This is a genomic window from Pseudomonas avellanae BPIC 631, from assembly GCF_000444135.1.
In the GTDB taxonomy this organism is placed as follows: domain Bacteria; phylum Pseudomonadota; class Gammaproteobacteria; order Pseudomonadales; family Pseudomonadaceae; genus Aquipseudomonas; species Aquipseudomonas avellanae.
On record NZ_ATDK01000569.1, the window covers coordinates 20664 to 37816 of the forward strand.

Consider the following 17153-nt stretch of genomic DNA (forward strand, 5'->3'; position numbering starts at 1 on the left):
GCGGGACAGCAGATCATCAGTCTTTCAGGCTGGCAGCCAGTGACTTGACCTTGGCCAGATCGCCTTTGGCCGCTTCGGTGACCCGAGTGCCATAGGTGGGGTCTGCCTTGTAGAGGAACGACAGCATGATGTTTTTGCTTTCGGCGTCAGTGTCGGCCAGCGATTCACCGAAGCTCTGCACCAGGTCGGTCTGCTCTTTCGCGTTGTAAGAGCGATACAGATCACCCGCCTGCTTGAAGTTCTGCTCACGCGTGATCTTCGCCTGCTGGGTAGTACCGCTGATCGGCAGCTCGCTGTAACGCGCTTTTTCATCGGCAGGACGCGGTTCCAGACGGCTCGGCTCGTAGTTCACGCCGCTGGTGGTGTTGCCGCTGTTCATCGCGCCATCCTGATTGCCGTTGTTCATTGCAACCTTTGGCTGGTTGACCGGCAGGCTCAGGCCGTTGGCGCCCAGGCGATACATTTGCGTGTCGGCATAGGAGAACACACGACCTTGCAGCAGACGGTCTTCGGAAGGCTCGATACCAGGGACCAGGTTGGCGGGTGCCATGGCGACCTGCTCGGTTTCCTGGAAGAAGTTGTCGACGTTCTTGTTCAGGACCATCTGGCCGATTTTCTTCTCTGGTACATCAGGCCAGATTTTGGTGGCGTCCAGCGGGTCGAAGTCGAACTTGGCCAGGTCTTCAGGTTTCAGCACCTGGATGTACAGGTCCCATTTCGGGAAGTCACCCTTTTTGATGGCGCCGACCAGGTCGTTGGTCAGGTGGCTGTAGTCCTTGGACTGAACCTGAGCGACTTCTTTAGGGTCGAGGTTCTTGATGCCTTGCAGCGTCTTCCAGTGGAACTTGACGTAGTGTACTTCGCCTTTGGCGTTGACCAATTTGTAGGCGTGAACGCCGTTGCCGTCCATGAAACGATAGCCGGCCGGTGTGCCTTCGTTGGAGTACAGCAGGGTCAGCGTGCGCGTGGCTTCCGGTACATGCGAGAAGAAGTCGAAGCGGCGCGAGTCGTTGTCCAGGTTGGTACGCGGGTCAGGCTTGAAGGCATGCACCATGTCCGGGAACTTGATGGCGTCGCGGATGAAGAACGTCGGGAAGTTGTTGCCTACCAGGTCCCAGTTGCCATCAGCGGTGTAGAACTTGGTGGCGAAGCCATGCGGGTCGCGCAGGGTTTCTGGCGAGTGGTTGCCGTGCACCACGGAAGAAAAACGTACGAATACCGGGGTTTTCTCACCCGATTTGAAGACGGTCGCCTTGCTCAGGTCGCTGATGTCGGCGGACGCTGTGAATTCGCCTTTTACGCCAGTGCCGCGTGCGTGAACCACACGCTCCGGGATACGCTCGCGATCAAAGCGTTGCAGCTTTTGCAGCAGTTGCACGTCTTGCAGCAGGACAGGCCCTTGGGCGCCTGCAGTCTGAGAGTTCTTGTTGTCGCCGACCGCAGCGCCATTGTCGCGGGTCAGGGTGTCCGCTGCATAGGCAGCCGGAATGCTGATAAGGCCGATGGCTGTTAAATGAACCATGTGTCTGGACCAGTTTAATAACGGCATTTTGAATCCCTCATATTTTTTTAAGTAGGCCGAAGAATCTTATGCGCGTGAGGGCAGGGTGGTGATTAAAAAAATGTATGGGGTTGATTGAGATAAATACTTATCACGCCCGGGAACCGAACTCTAACAACTGTGTGAGGCCGAATTTCAAGGCGGCCGGGCTCGACGCTAAGATTGCATTGTCTTTCTGCTTTAAAAGGCTTTTAGTTGCATAACTTATTGAATATAAATGATTTTTATTTATATGACGGCAAAAATAAAAAGCCTGCCAGCGGCCGCTTTTATGGGCGGGATAGTAATCATTATCAACTTGGTCGGCTGATGACTGTTTGCCAGTAAGCCAATTGAATGTGGAACGAGCGTACTGAATAGTCAATTAAAGTTCATGCTCGGTTAGTGGCTATTTGATGTCTTTTAAGCAGGCTTGTTCTTGTCAGGTCGATGCGTTAAATAACGGCCACCCAAAATAATGGCAGCAAGATGACAGTGTCGTTCCTCTATAGCTCGACGCGCTATCATGCCGGGACTGCCCTCAACGGCAACGTTTTGATTTCTGGAGCCCGTCGTCCCATGCCCACCGTCATGCTGCTACACACCCCGCCGCCGGAGTTTATCCGCAGTCAGATCCAGCAAATGGTCGTGGATTACGTGACCGATATCAGCATGGTTGCCATCGCACCGGGCAACCCGCTGTACAACCTCTATCAGTACGGCGTGGGCTATGAGGTGCATCTCTATCTCAATGCCATGAACGGCACACAAAGCCTGACCGTCGAGCTGATTGTCGCTCTGGACGATGAAGACCCCGAAACCGTATTGGGTTTTCTGCTGTACCTGCCCGTACAGGATGACCCCCAGGCCTGCGCGGTCGCCTACATGGCAGTGCTCGAGAGCCACCGTCGTCAGGGTACTGCACGCTTGATGCTGGACAAAATGGTCAGCCGCTATGCGCATGCAGAGCTGTACTGCACGGTCGCCAAAGTGCCGTATTTCCAGAAAATGGGTTTTCAGGTGCTGGGTGCACGTGGCCCGCAGGTGATCATGAACACCCGCGATCACGGCACTGACGGTCTGCTCGCGGTCATGGACATAGCGCCCATTTACAGCTCCGTGGAGGTGCGGCAGATTCACGCTTACCTGCTCAAGCAGCACGGCAACACGGCAATGGTCGATGCCGAGAAACAGCGCGACCGTCACCTCGATCGGATGACCCGTGAGGCCAGGGCATTCGCCGAACAACATCTTGAGAATGGCGATTCAGTGCACGGGGCTTCAGCAACCGTTCGTCTGCACTGACCGTGGGCGTGTCGTGCTGGCAAGGTTTGAAACAGGGGATGTAATAGCTGTACAAGCGCTGTTTGTCAAAGTCATCCGGCAAATAAGCGTGGGGGCGGTGGAACGATCCAAATGGGGTGAAGTCATTATGACATCACTGCTGTTTGGTCATTCATTCGGCACAACGTCATTCCCCATTCAGCCCCCGGTAAGCCCTATGAACTTCCTGCGTCAGTCCAAGTTTTCGACCAAGCTTCTCTCTGCGTTCATCCTCTGTGCACTGATCACGCTGGCGGTCGGCGGCTTGGGCATGACCGGTGTTACCCGCCTGGCCAGCGCGCTGGAGCTGACCTTTTCCAACAATCTGGTATCCGTCGGCAACACCAATGAGACGCTGACCAGCCTTACCGCACACAACCGTGGGCTGTATCGTCTGCTGGATGCGCAGAGCGGTGGTGTGCCGGAGTCCGACAAGGAGCGTGTCCGTCAGGCGCTGGGCGATGACCTGGCTCGCGCCCAGAAAGTGTTTTCTATCTACCGGGCGACGCCGCTGGAAGATGACGAACGTGTTGCTGGTGACCAGATGGAGCAAATGCTGCCAGCCTATATTGCGGGCTCCCAGCAGGTCGTCGAACTGATGCGAGCCGGCGATTACGATAATGCCCGGATCCGCTTGAATGCTCTTTCCGCAGACGGTTTCGTCAAGATTCGCGGCTACATGCGGACCATGATCGACTCCAACAATCGCCAGATCAAGGAAGGCGCCATCGCTGCCGAAGAACTCAAGCAGAGCTCCGTGCTGATGCTGAAAATTGGTGTAGTGATCGCGTTCCTGGTCGCTATCATGCTCGGCGTGATGATCACCCGCATGATCACCCGTCCGCTGGCCGTTGCAGTGGCAAGTGCGCAGCGTATTGCCGGGGGTGACCTGACCCAGCCGATTGTTTCTGACCGCGGCGACGAAGCCGGTCAATTGCTCGATGCGCTGTCGGGTATGCAGTCCGGCCTGAAACACACCATCCTGCAGATCGCCAGTGCGGCTGATCAGTTGGCATCGGCGGCCGAAGAGCTGAGCGCTGTGACTGACGAAAGCACTCGCGGGCTGACGCGCCAGAACGACGAAATCCAGCAGGCTGCTACGGCGGTCAACCAGATGACAGCTGCCGTTGAAGAAGTGGCGCGCAACGCGGTATCGACTTCCGAAGCGTCGAAGGCTGCGACCGATGATGCGGTCGATGGTCGTGGTCAGGTTGATCACACGGTCAAGGGCATCACCACCATGGTGCAGGAGATCACCGACTCTACCGGCGCCGTTTCCGAGTTGGCCGGGCACGTACGGGAAATCAGCAAGGTGCTCGACGTGATTCGCAGCATCGCCGAGCAGACCAACCTGCTGGCGCTCAACGCCGCCATCGAAGCTGCACGGGCCGGTGAGCAAGGGCGCGGTTTTGCGGTGGTAGCCGATGAGGTTCGCGCGCTGGCGCACCGCACTCAGGCGTCCACTGTGGAAATCGAAGGCATGATCAGCACCGTGCAGTCCGGTGCCGACGGCGCTGTAGCGGCGATGGGCAAAAGCCTGTCGCTGGCCACCAATACTCAGGAACTGGCCCTGCGTGCCGGTGCCGCGCTGGAAAAAATCACCCTGGGTGTCGCCACGATCAACGAGCGTAACCTGGTCATCGCCTCCGCGTCCGAAGAGCAGGCCCAGGTGGCGCGTGAGGTGGATCGCAACCTGATCAACATTCAGGACCTTTCGACCCAGAGCGCCGCCGGTGCCAACCAGACCAGCGCGTCGAGTCAGGAATTGTCGCGTCTGGCCACGTCGTTTAATTCGCTGGTTGCCAACTTCAAGCTCTGATAAAGCGCTCGTCTGGCGCACGTCTTTGCCGTACCGGGCAGTCACAGAACAGGAAATTCCGGTCAGGCATGAAAAAGGCGTTGCGCCCGACCGGGTGGTATCGCGCATCATAGGCGTACTCAGCCCGAGAGAGACTTTTCATGTCTGTTATTTCATCTGTCCTGCGACGGCCGCGTCTGAGCGTGTCGTTATTCCTTTTGGGCGTGCTGTCGTCTGCACTGTTTGCCAGCGCGGCACTGGCCGGCGACGAGACGCAACTGATCGAATCCCTCAACGCCTACCGTGGCCAGGCGCAGCGCTGTGGCGAGCAGGTGTCCATGGAACTGCCGCCGCTGACCACCGACCCGCGTCTGGTGCTGCCCGCCAGTGGCAACCTGGACCTGCAACAGTCGCTGACCCGTGCGTCTTATCCGATGGTCACCGTGCAGGCGATCAGCCTGTCCGGACCGCGAGATGCGGCGTCGGCCTTGAAGGCGGTGCAGGAAAGTTTCTGCCGCGTGGTGCTGGACCCGCAGTTCGTCGATATCGGCGTCAGCCGGGACGGGCGCGACTGGCGCATCGTGCTGGCGCGCTCGCTGGTGGCATCACGTCTGGGTGACTGGCAGGCAGAAGGTCAGAAAATTCTGGAGATGATCAACACCGCCCGTACCCAGGCGCGTCAGTGTGGCTCGCAATCCTTCGCGGCCACCACACCGTTAAGCTGGAATCAGGTATTGGGGACGGCCGCGCAAGGCCACTCGCAGGCAATGGCCAATCAGAACTTCTTTGACCACAAGGGGCGTGGCGGCCGCACGCCGGGTGACAGGGCCGAGCTTGCCGGCTATGTGGGCCAGCAGATCGGTGAGAATATTGCCGCAGGCCAGGACACTGCCCGCAAGGTGGTGGACGGCTGGCTGGTCAGCCCGGGCCACTGCGCCAACCTGATGAGCCCCGGTTTTCGCGAGCTGGGAGCCGCCTACGCGATGGACCCCAAAAGTGACGCGGGGATTTACTGGACAGCCATGTTCGGCACGCAGCAATAACGCAGCATTGCCGAACGCAGCGACTTTTTGTGCGACGTTTAGAAGCGAAACGCCTGGCGGCCGATCAACAACCACTGGCCCTTCTGCTTTTGCCAGATCTGGAAATTCTCGATTTCGGTCGGCACCACCTTGCCGCTGTTGACTGCCTCTGCGGAGAAGTGATTGCGCACCAGCGCGACGTCGCCGGACAGGGTGATTTTCTGGTTGAGCATCTGCAGGGTGTTGAAGGCGCTCTTACCGGTTTCGAGGTCGGCAATAAACGCTTTCTTGTCTTGAATCGTGCCGCTGGAATGCCCGTAGGTGAGGTTCTCGGCCGTCAGCGCGTTGAGCTGTGCAATGTCCTTGTGCAACATGGCTTGCGTCAACTGGTCTACAGCTTTGGTAACGTCGGCTTCGTCTGTCGTTGCCGCCGCGACGTAGCCGGTAAACAGGCACAGAAAGCCCATAAGCAGTGTCAGCTTTTTCATCTTCATCCCTTTTCTTGTCATTATTGAATGTGGCGGAACCTATGCAGATGATTAGTTCATCTGTCGTCGTACAACTTAGATCAGGCTGGACCATTCGACAAGGGGGATATGCCGGGAAGCGTGCTTCCCGGCAATAAACGCTTAAACGCGGAACTGCTTGGTGAGGCGGTTCAGGCCTGCGGCCAGTGTCGACAATTCAGCGGTGGCGATGGCGGTCTGGTTCGAGCCCTCGGACGTCTGACTGGACAGGTCACGGATGCTGACCAGGCTTCTGTCCACCTCACGCGCCACCTGAGCCTGTTCTTCAGCGGCGGTGGCGATCATCAGGTTGCGCTCGTTGATCTGACTGATGGATTCAGTGATTTCGAGCAGTGCCTTGCCTGCGCCGTTGGCCATTTCCAGAGTCTTGTGCGCCTGCACGCTGGTCTGCTCCATCGCGGTGACGGCGTTGCCGGTGCCGGTCTGAATCGAACCGACCATCTGTTCGATTTCACGAGTCGATTGCTGCGTACGGTGCGCCAGTGCACGAACTTCGTCGGCGACCACCGCAAAACCGCGTCCGGCTTCGCCAGCGCGGGCTGCTTCAATGGCGGCGTTGAGTGCCAGCAGGTTGGTTTGCTCGGCGATGGCGCGAATCACATCCAGTACCTTGCTGATGTCGGTGGCCATGACCGCCAGACCTTGCACTTCGGTGGACGTGACCTGCACTTTGGAGACCATCAGGTTGATGGCCGTGACCGTTTCATCGACCTGCGCGCGCCCGGCCATGGCCGCTGTGCTGGATTGCGACGTCACCTCGGAGGCCGATGCGGCGTTGCTGGCCACTTGCTCGACCGCAGCGCTCATCTGATTGACGGCGGTAGCGGCCATCTCGATTTCGTTGCTCTGGCGCTGAATGGTCCGCGAGGCATCTTCAGTCACCGCATGCATTTCTTCCGACGTGGCGGCCAGCTGGGTGGAGGAATCACCAATCAGCGTCAGGGCGCTACGCAGGTTGGTTTGCATGGCGGCGAGGGCGGCAATCAGCTTGGCCGCTTCATCGCTGCCGCTCTGTGGAACGTCCTTGCTCAGATCATTGGCAGCAATGCGTTGCGCGATGTTCAGCGACTCATTGATCGGGCCGGTCAGGCTGCGGGTGTACAGCCAGGCGAGCAACAACGTAGCGACTACGCCGACAGCGATGAAAATACCCACCATCCACAGGGTTTGCTGGTAGGCGGCATCGGCCTGATTACCGGCTCTTTCTGCTTTGCTGTCGTTGATGCCGATGAGTTTCTTGAGGGCGTTTTCAACCTGGTCCGCGGCGCTTTTCATCTCGCCATTGGAGATGGTGACTGCCTCCTCGAGATTTCCGGCGGCAACGGAAGCCAGGTAATGATTCTGGGCAGTCTGATAATCGCTGGTGGCCTTGTTGAGCTCGTCGAATGCCTGACGCCCTTGAGGGGTCACGATCAACTTGCCGAGGGCGTCCGAAAAGCCTGCAATCAGCGAGCGTGATTGCTGAATGTCGCTGAGCGCCTTGGTCCTGCGATCCTGCGGCTCAAGTGGGTTGCGCAAGCGGGCGTTATTGCCCCTGATGCCAACAAATTCCCGGTCCAGAGAGCCGAGCAGCTTCACGCTCGGCAGCACGTTTTCCTCAATGAATTTCTCTGCGGTGTTGAGAAGTGCTGCCTGACGCAGAGCCAGCACGCCCAATGCGACAATCATCAGGCAGAAAATACCGAAACATAAAGCCGAACGCGGGGCGAGATTGAGTTTACGCAGGATCATTGTAATTTCTCCGATGGATGCAAGAAGCTATCGCCCTCCCTCGGACTTTCTTGACACGCTGCCTGACTGAAAAAATCAGGCTTTACACACAAGTTGTAAGTAAACGTGACTGGACGCTGGCAACGGTAACCTTCGGGACCGCCACCCTGAGACGCTATTAACTGCCCGCAGTGCATCCAATCAGCGTTTTTCCATCCCCAGCATGAACGTATCGACGGCTCTTTCGACCATGGCGCTGATCTGCTCGGCACTCAGTCGTGCGGGTGTCTGCTGGTAAAGACGGATGTCGGTTTCTGCCGTCAGCAACGAGGTGAGTTGCAGCGCTGCGACATGCGGATCGGTCTCGCGCAACTGGCCGCGCTGCATGGCTGCCGTCATCAATGCGGTCACCGTCTGCAGGCATTCCCGAGGGCCGGAATCATAGAACATCATGCCGATGGCGGAGTGCCCGGATTCAGCGACGACCATGCGGTAGACGGCCAGCGCATTGTCATCATTGATGAGCACCATCAGCATCCGCTCGCCGAAACGAGTGAACAGCTTTCTCAACTCTGGGTTCGTGTCAGCGCCGTTGTAGGTCGTCAGCTCCGAAACCGCCTCGGCCAGATGGACCATTGCGAGCCTGTTGACCACGGCGATGAACAGCTCTTCCTTGGAGGGGAAATAGCTGTAGATCGTTGCTTTGGAGCCACCCATCCGTTTGGTGACTTCATTCATCGACGCGCGTTCGTAGCCCATTTCGAGGAAAACGCTCGCTGCGGCATCAATGATGGCTTCGCGACGAGCTTCAGTACGGACCTTCATTTATATCCTCAATCCCTTAGTGAACCGGGTAGTGCAGTATGTGCAAAAAATCTCTAGACTGGAACTGAACCGTTCGGTACGATTTCAGCCGGCTTCGTGGAGCTTACTTGAAAAGCAGTTCCAGATAAATGCCGACGAATGTATGCCGTATTCAATTCTGCTAACTCGATGAGCTGCCTCCCGGCATCCATTGCCTAAAATGTATCCGACGATGGAGTGAACAGGTCTATGAACATCATTGATTTCAATAAACCCGTCAAACGCTCTTTTCGCGGAAATACGGCACCGGCACCCGTGCTTGAGAAAGTGCTGACCGTCATTCTGAAAACCGATGTGCCTGTCCTCATGGGCATATGCAGCGACGGGCTGCGCAGTAACAGCGCTATTCTGGGCGGTGAGTTCCAGGCGGAATATTTCAGCGGTTCGGTGCTTTCCGGTGGTGGCAATGTGCTTGTCGAGTTGTCGTCCGAGCTTGCCTTTCTGGAAACCCGCTTCACCCTGATCACTCAACTGGGTGAACTGATCAACGTCGAATGCAAAGGCGTTCTGCTCATGGATGAAGGGGGTCAGCAGGAACTGCAGAGCGGCGTGTGGCCCATCAGCGAAGGCCACTATCAGTGTACGTGCACGCCACGTTTCCAGGTTTCGCTTGGCCCTAACGACTGGCTGGAGAAAAGCGCCTTCATTGGCAAGATCGAATACATTCAACGTAATGAAACGTTGATCAGCTTCTACCGGATGAGGCTCTGATTTAATAGGTTGACTGTTCACGGATCAAGCGGAGCAAGCCGTGGGGCTTGCTCCACTGCTACCTTCAAGAGCCTGGCGGTGCAGAACGTGGCGATTTAAAACGTGACGCTGGCGCTCAAGCGTGCGGTGCGCGGCTCGCCCACGTTGACCTGCAACTGGCTGCCGGTGCTGGACGGGTAGTACTGCTTGTCAAACAGGTTGTCCACGTTCAATTGCAGGCGGGTTTTATACCCGGCCATCGGCACGTCCCAGCGCAGAAACGCATCGGCTACGGTGTAGCTGCTCATATAGAAGGTGTTGGCGTCGTCGCCAGCCCGCTCGCCAACGTAACGCGCGCCGCCGCCGGCATGCCAGTCGCCCAGGTCCGAAGGGATCTGCAGGTGGTGGGTGAGGTACAGGCTGGCGGTATGTTTCGGCGCCTGACTCAAACGATTGCCCTTGTTGCTCGGGTCATCAAGCACTTCGGTGTGGGTGTAGGCGTAAGTGCCGATCATGTCCCAACGCTCGGCGATGCGGCCGGTCACGTCCAGCTCTACGCCTTGGGAGCCCACCTTGCCCGCCGCTTCGCTGACGCCAGTAACGCCGGTCGGGGTAACGACGTTTTTCTTCTCGATATCGAACACTGCAAGGTTGACGTTGAGTTCGGGTGCCAAGGCATATTTGGCGCCGACTTCATAGCTGCGACCTTCTTCCGGGTCGAAGGTCGTGCCATCGTCGTTCACGTCATCATTGGGCACGAACGAACGGCTGTAGTTGCCGTACAACGACAGGTCGTCATTGACCTTGAACACCAGGCCGGCCATCGGCAGGAACACATCGTCGTTTTTGTCCAGGTTTGTGACGCGGCTGGCACCAAGGCCTTGTTTGATGTACTGGTCATAGTGCTGATAACGGCCGCCAAGCACGAGAATCCAGCGATCATTAAGGTGCCAGTTGTCCTTGAGGTACAGCGAAGACGAAGTCAACTGATTGCTCAAGTTGCTGTTCGCCGCGCTGACGACACTGGGCTCGGCCAGGCTGCCGTAAACGGGCGAAAAGATATTGAAGCCGTTCTGAGCCGTGTTGCGGTAAGTCTTGCCGCGATACTTGTCAGAGTCTTCCTGCTCGGCGCCGATCAACAGATCGTGCTGTTGGCCGAGAATGTCCTGTTTGCCGATGAAGTCCCAGCTGGCGTAACGGGTTTCGTAATCGTAGTGACCGCCGTTGGCCTGACGACGCAACACGCCGCTGCTCGACAGGGTGCTGGGCTGGGCAATCGAGAGGCTGTAGCGGTCGTTGTTCCAGCCATAGGTCAGGCGGGTTTTCCAGTCGTCGCTGAGCTGATATTCGAAACGTGCGGTTGCGGTTTCGCTGATGCCGACCGTGTTTGACCACTTCTCGTCGAGACGCTTGTCATAGCTGATGTTTGCCGGGTGGCCGCCGGTGAAAACAGTGCCGCGGTCGAACGGGCTGATGTAATCGTTGTACTCGTAGGCCAGGGTCAGGCTGGCGCGCTCACCGGTCCAGGACAGCGATGGCGCGATCAGCGTGTGCTGGTCAACGCCGTAGTTACGCCAGTAATCCTCGCTCTGACGTTCAGCCACCAGCCGGTAGGCCAGCCCGGAATCGCCCAGCGGGCCGGTGGTATCGACGCTGAAGCTGCCGCCACCTTCACTGTAGGCAGAGCCACTGAGGGTGGTGCTTTGCACGTACTGCGGCTGTTTGCTGATCACATTGATCACGCCGCCCGGTTCCATCGCCCCGTACAGCAGCGATGCAGGGCCTTTGAGCACCTCGACACGCTCGGTGGTCGCGCCGAAATTCTTCGACACCACCGAACGTACGCCATCGCGCAGGATCGAGCCGTCATCGTTGTTGCCGAAGCCGCGCTTGATTACCGAGTCCTTGGTGTTGCCCAGTGTATTGCCCTGACTGACGCCGCTGACAAACTTCATGGCGTCGTCCAGCGAGCGCACGTTGTAATCGGCGATCGTCTGTGGCGTGACGACATTGACCGATTGCGCCTCTTCCTTGATCGGCACATCGCTCTTGCTCGCGGTGCTGGTGCTTTTTGCGCTGTAGCCCTCCGAGGTTTCGGAGGCAGCGGCAGAAACCTGCGTGGCAGGCAGCGTGGCGGTTTCTGCCGCATGCACTGCGCCGCTGGAGAACATTGCCAGAGACAGCGCAGACAACAGAAAAGGGCCGGGACGGCGAGGGCGTTTGGAGGAGGTGCTCAAGGGAGATGCTCTGTCATGACGTTAATAGCAATAATTGTAATTTGATAGTAATTCTCATGTAAACGGATGAATGACTGATGTGCTTTTGTATCAGTCTGGAAACAGTACGCTTTGCAGGGTCAAGCCGGGTCAGCAGTGGGCGTGACATTGGTGTCGATTCGCTTGCCCATGCTGATAATAGGCTCCGGCGTATACCCAAGCGTTTGATAGAAAGCTTGCACGCTTTCATTGAATGTATGGATCTGCAGATTGATCTTTACGCAGCCCAGATGAACAAGTGCCTGTTCGGCGTGTTTCACCAGCGCGCTGCCCAAGCCCTTGCCACGCTGTTGCGGATCGACCGCAACCGAGTACAGCCAGCCGCGGTGCCCGTCATAACCGGCAAGAATGGTCCCGACTACACGGTCGGCAAGGTCGTCATCAGTGGCAGTGGCGACGAAAAACAACCGGTCCTCGACAGCCAGTTTCTTGTCGATCGACAGGTCCGGGCGGTTATGCGGTGCGGTGTCATTGAAGACGGTCTTCCAGAGCTGGATGACCGCGAGGCGATGCTGGGCGTTCGAGTATTCGACAATGGCATTCATTTCGCTGTCCCTGAATGAGGTACAGCGAGATTACTGTCTGGTGTCTGGTGCCTGGCGCTGTCTAACCGGCGTCTTTTTGCCCCTTGTTCTGCCTGTTGGCCTGAGAGCGCGATGCGGGCGTATCGAGCAGTGAGCGGATCGCCCGGCTGTAGGCGGGCTGGCCGATCTGCATGCTGTTGTTGTGCGTGCCGCCGGGCACCAGTATCAGTTTCTTTGGCTCTTTCGCGGCGGCAAACAGTTGCTCGCTGAAGCGGGCGGGCACGTAACGGTCTTCGGTGCCGTGGACGATCAGCACGGGCATGTGAATGTCGGCGATCTTGTCCAGCGAGTCGAACTTCTGTGACAGCAGCCAGCGCACCGGCAGTGACGTGTTGGCGAGGGCGGTGGCCACGTCTGCCAGATTGGTGAAGGTGGACTCTACGATCAGCCCGCGCGCTTGCACCGGGGCATTGTCCTTTTCGGCGTCATGGCCCAGTTCTGCGGCCAGGTCCACGGCGACCGCGCCGCCCAGCGAGTGCCCGTAGATCAGCCTGCGTTGCGGGGCAGGTTGCAATTGTTTCAAGCGTTGCCAGGCGATGCGTGCGTCTTCATAAACGGATTTCTCCGACGGCAACTGGCCCATGCTCTGCCCGAAGCCGCGGTAATCGATGGCCAGTATCGAGTAGCCCTGCGCCTTGAGTTGCTGGATACGAAACAACTGGCCGGTCAGGTTCCATCTTGAACCGTGCAGGTACAGGATGGCCGGAGCATTCTTGTCGGGTGCAGCCCACCACCACGCATGAATATTCTGGGAAGTACCAAAGGCGGGCGTACGCAGCTCTATTTCCTGAACATCGGCGGGCAGCCCGCTGTACCAGCTTGCCGTACCGGGCTCGATACGAAACACCAGCTCGCGCTCCTTGTGTTCGAGAACGGCGCAGCCTACCGGCAGGCCGAGGATAATGGCTGCCATCAACACCCATCTGATCGGGCGTGCCTTGAAGCGGGCCAGCAGTGAAATCGCCATGAGGTGCGGGTCTCAGTCAACAAAGTGAAATAAATGCAGGTTTTGCACCAGTCTTGCAAGACGAGACGCCAAACATCGGTTACAGGATATTGCTTGCTTGAGCAATGAATACGGCGACAGCTTGGGTCAGAGCATGGTGCTAACGCAAACCCCTACGCTTCAATACCTTGCGCCAAGGTCCACGACGGCAGCGTCAACAAACGTCACTTGTTAGCACGGTTGGTTATTGAGGTAGCCCTGGCCCATAGCTGCGGATTATGCTGTGTCTGCGCGGGCGCTGTGTTTTTGTCACCTGCCGCCGCCTGAATCGCCACTCTGCTTACCGAATTGATCGCGCTTTGTTCAATTTCTTCAAGAGGTTACCGCCAATGTTCCACCACCGTCCCCTGGAAGAAAAAGATATCCCCATCATCTGCGAACTGCCGCAGAATGCCGACGAACTGTTTTACATGTTCCCCAGAGCAACCTGGCCGCTGACGCCCCCGCAGCTCGCGGACGCGCTGGAGACCCGTCAGGACTCGACGATCATCGAGATGGACGGTGAGGTCGTTGGCTTCGCCAACTTCTCGCAATGCCACTTTCGCGGCCGCTGCTCGCTGGGCAACGTCATTATCGCGCCCAAGGCCCGCTCCAAAGGGGTAGGCCGTTACATGATCACCCGCATGATGGAGATCGCCTTCGACAAGCATGAAGCCACCGAGCTCATCGCGTCCTGTTACAACCACAACGTGCCGGGGCTGCTGTTTTACCCACGCATGGGCTTTCGCCCTTACTCGATCGAAGAAAAGCGCGACAAGCAGGGCGCTCGGGTTGCATTGATTCATTTGCGTCTGTCTGGCGCGCAAGCCTGAGGCTTTTCACAAAGGGCGTCGGCCGTTGAATGTAACGGCCGTGCGTCCTTCTTCTCCGAAACACCCGCGCACCCTTGACCGTTCGTCAGTTTATAGATGGCGCATTCCATCCACTCCCTGAAGTGTTGATTCGCATCCTGTGCCCATTCATTGGAAATCATTAGGGTGAATCGTTTTTGCTGTTTGTTTTTTAATAGCAGGCCGGTTTAAATGTTCTGTGGATATTCAGTTATGAAAGTTGCTGGCGATGTGCGCAAGGGTGTATAACTGCGTTAAGCATCAAGTGAGTGGCGGCAGATAATTGGCGGGCTGGTGCGGGCCGTTTTTAAACGTTGATCAACAATAAAAATTATCGGAATTCTGTCACTGTCGGGACATGCTTACACCCATAAGGAGATAAAGAGATGATCGCGAGTGGATTGTCTGAGTTAGAACTCAGAAGCATTGTCGAACGTGCGTTCCTGCCGTCGCGTTGCACCTGCACGATTGCCAACGAAGAGATGACCGTGCAGATAAACGACCTGACGTCCGGGCGCGTTCTTCATGAAACGGGTATCCCGTTACGCCGGATCAATACCAGCCGTGACATATCCGAGCTGGTAGCCAGGCTGCGTCACGGGCTGTCCACTGCCAAGGTGTCACACGCGCATTACAACGCTGCCTGACGCTGCTGCACCCGCTGATGCTCTGGCATCGGTCTGTAGGCCTCGGTCATCGCTGATCGGGGCTTTGTCGTTTTTGTCGATCCGCTTTTGTCAGGCTCGCCACCCGATCCTGCCTCATCCCTGATCCAGGTCCTCCGGAATTTCCCCCAGCAACGCTGTTTCGCTGCTCGCCAACTTCACGGCGCTGGAAAACAGTGAGTTATTCGTCGGGCGATTAAAAAATAGTTAGAACGCGTGACGCATTATAACGTCGCCAGACCTGGGAAAAATCAGGGTGTAAAAAACACAACACCATTCAAATCATCGGGTTGTCGCTGGAAACTGAACTGTCTTTACGCATCGCAGCCGGTTTGACACTGCGGGGTTTGTTTGCAAATATTCAACTCGTGTGCCGTGTCTCGTAATGCATTGTCACTCTTTCAAGGTTGATTATTTTTCCGGTCGACCAACCTCCTGCAAAAAAGGGCGGTAGCATGGGTTGTTTGTTTTTGCTGCGGTCCATGAGTTCAGTTGCCTGTTTGCAGTTGCTGCCGGAGTTACTGTAACTACGTGTGACAATATGTCGTTGTTGTGTGACATCTCATCACTTCGGTGACTGAACACTCATCGTGTTCACCCTGCCTTTTCTCACCCTGAATCACTTCACTCTGAATCGTGCATGACGCTGGTTCGCCTTACTCGCCAGGTATTCGATCATCCAGAACTTCTGGAATGCACCAACGTTAAATGACGATGGAGCACCATCATGTTTGAAACACGTATGGAAACGACCTGCGGGTGCATCGTAGGGGGCGCCGGGCTTGCCGGTATGGGATTTCTGTTCAATGCCCTGAAAAGCGGTGCGTTGGCCGACCTTGCTGAAAAAGGGCTGATAGTCATTGATGCGAGTGATCAGCCGGGCACGGGCATGCTGGGGCATTACCGGATTACCGCCAACTCGGTAGGCGACGTTTTTATCGACTGCCTGCGCGACCCGGCACTGCGTGACGTGTTTCGGCCGCTGGAATCTTCGGCAGCGTACTGGCGTATCAAGGCGCAAGCGCAAGGCGCGCCGCAGCTGTCCGATGTAGGGCTGCTCATGGCCGAGGCCTCAAGGCTGGTGCTGAGCCACATCGTGCGTTTTTACGGCGTCACGGTCTGGGCTGGTACAACCATTACCGAAGTCGTCATTGAAGACGACAGCTTTCGCCTGCAGGTTGAAAGCCAGGACGGGACCAGACGTGTCTGCTGCAAGTCGCTGGTGCTCAATCTGGGTGGACGTCAGGACCCGCAGCAACTGATCACCAGCCTTGCCCGGCAGGGGCTGATGCTGTCCGGTACGACGACTATTCAAAGCGCCGACAGGCTGCTGCGCATGAACGCAGTGCAATTACGCGAAGTGTTTGCCTCTGTACTGGCCAACAACAAACGCATCACGTTGGTGGGCGGCTCGCACAGTGCTTTTTCGATGCTGGAAAACCTGGCGGATGCCCTGGAGTTCGCCGGTTTGCAGGAACTGACGCTGGTCCATCGCAGCCGCATCAGGCTGTTTTATGAAAACGTTCAACAGGCGCACGCAGCCGGTTATCAGGTCGACGCGCTGCAGGACGTGTGCCCGATATCCGGGCGGGTCAATCGCTCTGGTGGCTTGCGTTACCGGGCGCTGGACATCGGGCGCGAAGCGGCGCTCACTGGCCGGGTTGGCAAGACCGGCGTGCGGGTAAAAATGTTCCAGACGCTGGATGGGCCCATCGGTGATCACGAGCAAGCCAGGCTCGCGCTGGCCGACTCGGGCGTGGTCGTACAGTGCTCTGGCTATCAGGCGGTGTTGCCGACGCTGCGCGATGCCGACGGCAGTCTGGTCAGACTGCGCGAAAGTAAAGGGGGGCTGGATTCGGATGCGTCGGGCTGTCCGCTGGACCAGCATGGGCGCAGGCTGAGCGGGCTGTATCTCTTTGGTCTGGGGGCAGGGCTTGGCGTTGACCCGCAATTGGGGAGTGAGCCGGCCTTCGATGGGCGAATCTACGGTGTCTGGCAATTTCATCATGATGCCAGTCGAGCGGTGCTTGGGGCGGTCATCAACAGGCTCGCGCACAAGGCTTCAGTCGTTGAAGCGCTGTGTGCCGATGTATTCGCTCCGCAGGCGCTTCGTTTGCAGGCCGGCTAGACGGTGTGTTGCATGGAAGAAAACGATGGGCCATAAAAAACGGCGTCCCAGGGACGCCGTACGGCCGCTCTGCCCATGCCGGGCAGTCCAGCATTGAATAAGGGGGGCGGTTTCAGAGGCTGAGTGCAACACCCGGCTATTGAGTTAGGGATGGACTCTCATGATGCTTGGACATCATTTCCGTCATCAT

Annotated in this window: 13 protein-coding genes and 2 pseudogenes; 8 read left to right on the forward strand and 7 right to left on the reverse strand. The window is 57.4% G+C overall.

Annotated features, from left to right (window positions below; translation table 11 throughout):
* Positions 1 to 16: 16 nt before the first annotated feature.
* Entirely contained in the window at positions 17 to 1522 is a 1506-nt protein-coding gene (gene katB, locus DW49_RS0126350) for a catalase KatB (protein ID WP_005619344.1), read from the reverse strand.
* A gap of 597 nt (positions 1523 to 2119) precedes the next feature.
* Between katB and DW49_RS0126360 the strand changes: the two genes are divergently transcribed.
* From DW49_RS0126360 to DW49_RS0126370, 4 genes and pseudogenes are all read left to right on the forward strand, one after another.
* A complete protein-coding gene (locus DW49_RS0126360; RefSeq protein ID WP_005619343.1) occupies positions 2120 to 2845 on the forward strand; it encodes a GNAT family N-acetyltransferase in 726 nt (241 codons plus the stop codon).
* A gap of 196 nt (positions 2846 to 3041) precedes the next feature.
* Positions 3042 to 3824: pseudogene (locus DW49_RS1000000134545) on the forward strand (MCP four helix bundle domain-containing protein); the annotation flags it as partial.
* A gap of 261 nt (positions 3825 to 4085) precedes the next feature.
* Positions 4086 to 4682, forward strand: a pseudogene (locus tag DW49_RS1000000134550) (methyl-accepting chemotaxis protein); the annotation flags it as partial.
* Positions 4683 to 4822: 140 nt separating this feature from the next.
* A complete protein-coding gene (locus DW49_RS0126370) occupies positions 4823 to 5704 on the forward strand; it encodes a CAP domain-containing protein (protein WP_024420664.1) in 882 nt (293 codons plus the stop codon).
* Between the two features lie 38 nt (positions 5705 to 5742).
* Here DW49_RS0126370 and DW49_RS0126375 read toward each other — a convergent pair whose 3' ends face one another.
* The 3 genes from DW49_RS0126375 to tvrR all read right to left on the reverse strand — a co-directional run bounded on the left by DW49_RS0126375 (position 5743) and on the right by tvrR (position 8745).
* Complete coding sequence (locus DW49_RS0126375) at positions 5743 to 6171, reverse strand: nuclear transport factor 2 family protein (RefSeq protein ID WP_032606836.1); 429 nt, start codon at positions 6169 to 6171, stop codon at positions 5743 to 5745.
* A gap of 141 nt (positions 6172 to 6312) precedes the next feature.
* Complete coding sequence (locus tag DW49_RS0126380; RefSeq protein WP_005619334.1) at positions 6313 to 7941, reverse strand: methyl-accepting chemotaxis protein; 1629 nt, start codon at positions 7939 to 7941, stop codon at positions 6313 to 6315.
* Positions 7942 to 8121: 180 nt separating this feature from the next.
* On the reverse strand, positions 8122 to 8745 hold the full coding sequence (gene tvrR / locus DW49_RS0126385) for a TetR/AcrR family transcriptional regulator TvrR (RefSeq protein WP_005619333.1): 624 nt from the start codon (positions 8743 to 8745) through the stop codon (positions 8122 to 8124).
* 228 nt (positions 8746 to 8973) lie between these two features.
* Here tvrR and DW49_RS0126390 point away from each other — a divergent pair, with 228 nt between their 5' ends.
* Positions 8974 to 9495: a DUF3237 domain-containing protein gene (locus DW49_RS0126390; RefSeq protein WP_005619332.1), complete on the forward strand. Its 522-nt coding sequence runs from the start codon at positions 8974 to 8976 to the stop codon at positions 9493 to 9495.
* A gap of 95 nt (positions 9496 to 9590) precedes the next feature.
* On the opposite strand, the gene DW49_RS0126395 is transcribed toward DW49_RS0126390, so the two are convergent.
* From DW49_RS0126395 to DW49_RS0126405, 3 genes are all read right to left on the reverse strand, one after another.
* Positions 9591 to 11711 (reverse strand): TonB-dependent siderophore receptor, encoded by a 2121-nt coding sequence (locus DW49_RS0126395; protein ID WP_005619329.1) that lies wholly within the window; start codon positions 11709 to 11711, stop codon positions 9591 to 9593.
* Between the two features lie 119 nt (positions 11712 to 11830).
* Complete coding sequence (locus tag DW49_RS0126400; protein WP_003378157.1) at positions 11831 to 12295, reverse strand: GNAT family acetyltransferase; 465 nt, start codon at positions 12293 to 12295, stop codon at positions 11831 to 11833.
* Positions 12296 to 12356: 61 nt separating this feature from the next.
* Complete coding sequence (locus DW49_RS0126405) at positions 12357 to 13301, reverse strand: alpha/beta hydrolase (RefSeq protein WP_005619328.1); 945 nt, start codon at positions 13299 to 13301, stop codon at positions 12357 to 12359.
* Positions 13302 to 13669: 368 nt separating this feature from the next.
* Between DW49_RS0126405 and DW49_RS0126410 the strand changes: the two genes are divergently transcribed.
* From DW49_RS0126410 to DW49_RS0126420, 3 genes are all read left to right on the forward strand, one after another.
* Positions 13670 to 14152, forward strand: a complete 483-nt coding sequence (locus tag DW49_RS0126410; protein WP_003378155.1) for a GNAT family N-acetyltransferase — start codon at positions 13670 to 13672, stop codon at positions 14150 to 14152.
* A 404-nt stretch (positions 14153 to 14556) separates the two neighbouring features.
* Positions 14557 to 14817, forward strand: a complete 261-nt coding sequence (locus tag DW49_RS0126415) for a DUF1652 domain-containing protein (RefSeq protein ID WP_003378153.1) — start codon at positions 14557 to 14559, stop codon at positions 14815 to 14817.
* Between the two features lie 745 nt (positions 14818 to 15562).
* A complete protein-coding gene (locus DW49_RS0126420) occupies positions 15563 to 16963 on the forward strand; it encodes a hypothetical protein (protein WP_005619327.1) in 1401 nt (466 codons plus the stop codon).
* The last annotated feature ends 190 nt before the right edge of the window (positions 16964 to 17153 follow it).

Bases quoted from the DNA above. Each gene is read 5' to 3' on its own strand.
- katB (WP_005619344.1), bottom strand. From the start codon at position 1,522: ATGGTTCATTTAACAGCCATCGGCCTTATCAGCATTCCGGCTGCCTAT.
- DW49_RS0126360 (WP_005619343.1), top strand. From the start codon at position 2,120: ATGCCCACCGTCATGCTGCTACACACCCCGCCGCCGGAGTTTATCCGC.
- DW49_RS0126370 (WP_024420664.1), top strand. From the start codon at position 4,823: ATGTCTGTTATTTCATCTGTCCTGCGACGGCCGCGTCTGAGCGTGTCG.
- DW49_RS0126375 (WP_032606836.1), bottom strand. From the start codon at position 6,171: ATGAAAAAGCTGACACTGCTTATGGGCTTTCTGTGCCTGTTTACCGGC.
- DW49_RS0126380 (WP_005619334.1), bottom strand. From the start codon at position 7,941: ATGATCCTGCGTAAACTCAATCTCGCCCCGCGTTCGGCTTTATGTTTC.
- tvrR (WP_005619333.1), bottom strand. From the start codon at position 8,745: ATGAAGGTCCGTACTGAAGCTCGTCGCGAAGCCATCATTGATGCCGCA.
- DW49_RS0126390 (WP_005619332.1), top strand. From the start codon at position 8,974: ATGAACATCATTGATTTCAATAAACCCGTCAAACGCTCTTTTCGCGGA.
- DW49_RS0126400 (WP_003378157.1), bottom strand. From the start codon at position 12,295: ATGAATGCCATTGTCGAATACTCGAACGCCCAGCATCGCCTCGCGGTC.
- DW49_RS0126405 (WP_005619328.1), bottom strand. From the start codon at position 13,301: ATGGCGATTTCACTGCTGGCCCGCTTCAAGGCACGCCCGATCAGATGG.
- DW49_RS0126410 (WP_003378155.1), top strand. From the start codon at position 13,670: ATGTTCCACCACCGTCCCCTGGAAGAAAAAGATATCCCCATCATCTGC.
- DW49_RS0126415 (WP_003378153.1), top strand. From the start codon at position 14,557: ATGATCGCGAGTGGATTGTCTGAGTTAGAACTCAGAAGCATTGTCGAA.
- DW49_RS0126420 (WP_005619327.1), top strand. From the start codon at position 15,563: ATGTTTGAAACACGTATGGAAACGACCTGCGGGTGCATCGTAGGGGGC.